The following is a 3,956-nucleotide window of genomic DNA, read 5'->3' as shown; positions in this document are numbered from 1 at the left end:
GTCGGCTGCCCTGTCGGCCGTGCCGATGCAGCCGGCGAGATGACCGGCCGAGCCCGACGATGCAGCTCAACGGCCGGCGAGGACTTCGCGAGCCGACGAGACGACCCACAGAAGTGCAGGAAGGCAGCACCCAAGATGGGCGTGCACATCGCGGTACTCATGACGTGCCACAACCGGAAGGCCAAGACCCTCAACGCGCTGGCAACCCTCAGTCGGCAGCGGGGGCTTCCTCCGGGCGTCACTGTGAAGGTGCATCTGGTGGATGCCGGGAGCGAAGACGGAACGGTTGCAGCGGTCACCCGCGAGTTTCCCGACGCAGATGTCACATCCGTGGGTACTGATGTCTTTTGGGGTGAAGGGATGCGCATCGCGTCACAGCGGAGCGGCCGGTTCGATTACCAGATGTGGCTCAACGACGACGTCTCACTCAACGAAACCGCACTGACCATGCTGCTTGCGACTTCAGCCCGGCTCGGGGGGACTGCGGTGGTCGTAGGTGCCATGTGCTCCCGGGGACTCAGGACGACGACCTACTCAGGGCTGCGACGCCAGAGGGGTATCGCCTGGAGATCCGGCCACTTGCGCACGTCGTTGCTTGACCCATCAGGTACGCCCCAAGCAGTGGACGCATGCCACGGGAACGTCGTACTGATTCCTCGGTCCGTGCATCGCAGGATCGGTGACATCGACGCGGCCTTCCCCCACAACATGGGCGATTGGGATTTTTCCCTCCGCGCCCGAAAAGCAGGAATCGGCGTGTATCTTGCGCCGGAATACGCGGGAGTGTGCGAGTTGAACCCTGCGCTGGTCGGCTCGACAGAGCCCGGCATCGGTGTGCGGGAGGCACTCCGACGGAAGTTGTCAAAGCGGGAACTTCCCTTCGGACCGTGGCGAGTGTTCTGTCTGCGCCACCTGCTGCCTTGGACTCCGTACTCTCTCTTCTTCCCGTATATCAAGGTCACAGCGCGAGCGATGCTCAACCGGTAATGGCTATGACACGCTCAGACGTCTGCGGACATAGATCATGCAGGGGGCAAGTCCCAGAAGCGTCTGTGTGACAACTGTTGCCCACAGTGGTCCGGAAAGGCCGATGTGCCGCAGTGACCAGATCGATGCCCCAAGATTGACCACGGCCATGACCGACGCGAAACAGAGCTGTGGACGCAGCGCTCCGAGTCCATTGAGGAAGACACCCACCGCGCTGCTGGTGGACATCAGCACGGCATAGCACGCGAGCGCAGCCAGTTGTCCCGTCGATGGGGAAACAGCCTTGACACCCAGCCACATCCGTAGGATCGAAGGGGCGACGACAACCAGGGCACCAGAGGCCAGCACGCTCGCTGTCGTCACGAACGCCACTGAGCGGACATACGCACTGCGCACCCATGCCCCGTCCCCACGGGCCCAAGCCTCCCGATAAGCCGGCCACAATGGCGTGAGAAACATCATCGTAAAAGTAGGGATCAGTGCAAAGATGTTCAATGGCAGTAGATACGCGGGCACGCTGGCTGCGCCCAGGTAGTGCCCGACGAGAAAGGCGTCCGCCCTGAAGGAAACGATCCCGATCACATTCAGCAGGAAGAACTGCACACCTTCACGTGCGAGTTGAAGAGTGATCCCTCGGTCGACATAGCGCCACCTCGGACGAAGTTCGGGAGCAGAGCGGGTGAGCAGGAGTACGGTCGTCGTCACGCCAGCGGCCAGCGACGTCGTGAGGAACACGACGAAGAGGTAGTGGAGATCGGGCGCCAGCGCCATCACCCAAAAGAGAGTCCCGGCCTGCAGTACAACTCCCAACGTGGTGCTCAGTGCCGTGACATGGCTGCGTTGAATGGCCTGGTAGACACGACCCGCAATGGCGAAGGGAAGACTCAGAGCCGCGGTGGCGGTTACTGCGAACACCAGCTGGCGAACGAGTTCACCGGGCACCTCGTGCTGCACGCCCAGGACGCCACTCCAGTCGATGAAACGGGTCAAGGCACCGGAGACCAAAATCAGGGCCAGCGCAGTGACCGCCAGAAACACAAAAGCTGTACTGACCACGCGGCGCATATGCAGTCCGTCACCGTGGCCACGGGCTGCCGAGACCTGTCCCATGACCGCAGGCCCCACGCCTAAGTCGAATACTGCCAGCGTCGTGTAGGCGGTTGTGAGGTTGAGCCACAGCCCGAACTCCCCTGGCCCGAGCTCGCGCGCCACAGCAGGCACCATGACGAGGCTAACCAGTAGGGAAATGCCCCGCGCGCCCATTGTTGCCGCCCCGGCTGTAATGATCCCACGCCATCCAGCAGCATTCGAGGAAGGCAGCGGAGGTTCCGGGCGCGTCACCCTGCTGCCTTGCCGATCAAGCGGTGCGAGAAGACGTCTGAACGTACCGTTCACATCCCTCACCTTCCGACAGAAACCATAGAAGGGAATATCATTCTTATGATGACCGATCCGTGATCCATTCGGCTGGACACTGAACGCCGAAAGGCGGTTTCGCTTCAGAAAGTACCAGCGCGTCGTGTAACCCTTGACAAGCCAACCAGGGGACAACAGACGTACTTGCGTCGCGAGAGAGAGTATACGTGCGGGTACTGTTCTCACCGGACATGTTCGTGATGCAGAGAGTCGGCGGAATTACCCGATACTTTTCCGAGCTGCAGGCAGGCCTCAGAGAAAGCGGTGTCGACGCGGACATCTTTGGTGGACTTCACAGCAACAAGTACATCGCAAGCCACCGTATGAAGTCCCTGTCAAGAATGTCCGGCAGTAAGCGACTCCATTTGAGCAGGGGAGCCTTTACGGCATATGCGCTGGCCCAGCGAGGACGCCAGATTGTTCATCCTACGTACTATACGGCGCATCCGATTCCGGGCAGACATCCGCACGTGTGCACGTTCTACGACTTGATCCATCTCAGATACGCACATCTCTTCCCCCCTAATGACATCGTCGATCGGCAGCGCTTCTGGGCTCATCGGGCCGATAGACTCATTGCCATCTCGAATGCCACTGCCGACGACATGGTGTCCCTGCTGCACGTGCCGCGCAGCAAGATCACTGTGATCCATCTCGGCACGCACGTCCCGGCGCAGCAGGAAAGGAAGAACCCCGAAGACTACCTGCTGTACGTGGGGACCAGGGACCGTTACAAGAACTGGTCGATCGTCGTGGAAGCCCTCTGTGCGCGTGAACTGTCGGACCTACGATTGATCTGCTGCGGAGGGGGAGCCCCGACGCAGGAGGAAACACAGCTGTTGAAGAACCGTCGGCTATGGCATCGCGTGGAATTCGTGCAGGCCGACGACGAAACTCTCAACCGCATCTACCAGCGTGCTGTGGCTCTCGTATACCCGTCGCTCTACGAAGGATTTGGGCTGCCTCCCCTCGAGGCAATGGCTCGAGGGGTTCCTGTGGTGGCCGCCAGGACCTCTTCTCTTCCAGAAGTCGTCGGCGACGCGGCACTTCTCTTCGACCCAAGTGAGCTCGAAGCTGTCGTTCACGCGATCAGCCGTCTGCTCGATGCCACGACGCGCAAGGAGTTCGAAAGAAGGGGGCGTCAGCGAGCAAAGATGTTCCCTTGGAGCAGAACCGTTCAACAGACGATGGACGTCTACCGAGATCTACTTGTCTAAATGACCCGGACTTCACAGAGGGGAATGGACAACTAATCGTCACAGTGGACAGAAATCGCGTGCGAGTCTCATACGTCCTCCGTAGGAGGTATCGGCCTCTGCCATCGGCGGACGGACTTCACAAACCTACCCGAACTCAACCGCCAGGAGCGCGTGTGACCGTAAAGAAAGCTCTCATCACCGGCATCACCGGCCAGGATGGCTCTTATCTCACGGAGCTGCTGCTCAAGAAGGGTTACCACGTCCACGGCGTCGTCCGCCGAGCATCGACATTCAATACCCAGAGGATCGACCACCTGTACCAGGATCCGCATACCCCCCGGGCCCATCTGTCGT

4 protein-coding genes are annotated in these 3,956 nt (G+C 60.4%); 3 read left to right on the top strand and 1 reads right to left on the bottom strand.

The annotated features are described in order from the left end of the window. The first annotated feature begins 39 nt into the window (after positions 1–39). Positions 40–987, top strand: coding sequence for a glycosyltransferase family 2 protein (locus tag VXC91_RS43145; protein WP_329512818.1), 948 nt, complete (start codon positions 40–42; stop codon positions 985–987). 3 nt (positions 988–990) lie between these two features. Here VXC91_RS43145 and VXC91_RS43140 read toward each other — a convergent pair whose 3' ends face one another. Next, positions 991–2,250 (bottom strand): oligosaccharide flippase family protein, encoded by a 1,260-nt coding sequence (locus VXC91_RS43140; RefSeq protein WP_329512817.1) that lies wholly within the window; start codon positions 2,248–2,250, stop codon positions 991–993. 320 nt (positions 2,251–2,570) lie between these two features. Here VXC91_RS43140 and VXC91_RS43135 point away from each other — a divergent pair, with 320 nt between their 5' ends. Together VXC91_RS43135 and VXC91_RS43130 are read left to right on the top strand one after the other, a co-directional pair. Further along, on the top strand, positions 2,571–3,620 hold the full coding sequence (locus VXC91_RS43135; RefSeq protein WP_329512816.1) for a glycosyltransferase family 4 protein: 1,050 nt from the start codon (positions 2,571–2,573) through the stop codon (positions 3,618–3,620). A gap of 155 nt (positions 3,621–3,775) precedes the next feature. Next, on the top strand, positions 3,776–3,956 hold a 181-nt coding region (locus VXC91_RS43130; protein ID WP_329512815.1), incomplete at its 3' end, for a GDP-mannose 4,6-dehydratase.

Origin of the sequence: Streptomyces chiangmaiensis (assembly GCF_036281785.1) — a bacterium.
Taxonomy (GTDB): Bacteria; Actinomycetota; Actinomycetes; order Streptomycetales; family Streptomycetaceae; genus Streptomyces; species Streptomyces chiangmaiensis.
This window is presented reverse-complemented; position numbering and strand designations above follow the sequence as displayed.

Coding starts and splice junctions, on each gene's coding strand:
- VXC91_RS43145 (WP_329512818.1), top strand. CDS start 40: ATGACCGGCCGAGCCCGACGATGCAGCTCAACGGCCGGCGAGGACTTC.
- VXC91_RS43140 (WP_329512817.1), bottom strand. CDS start 2,250: ATGGGCGCGCGGGGCATTTCCCTACTGGTTAGCCTCGTCATGGTGCCT.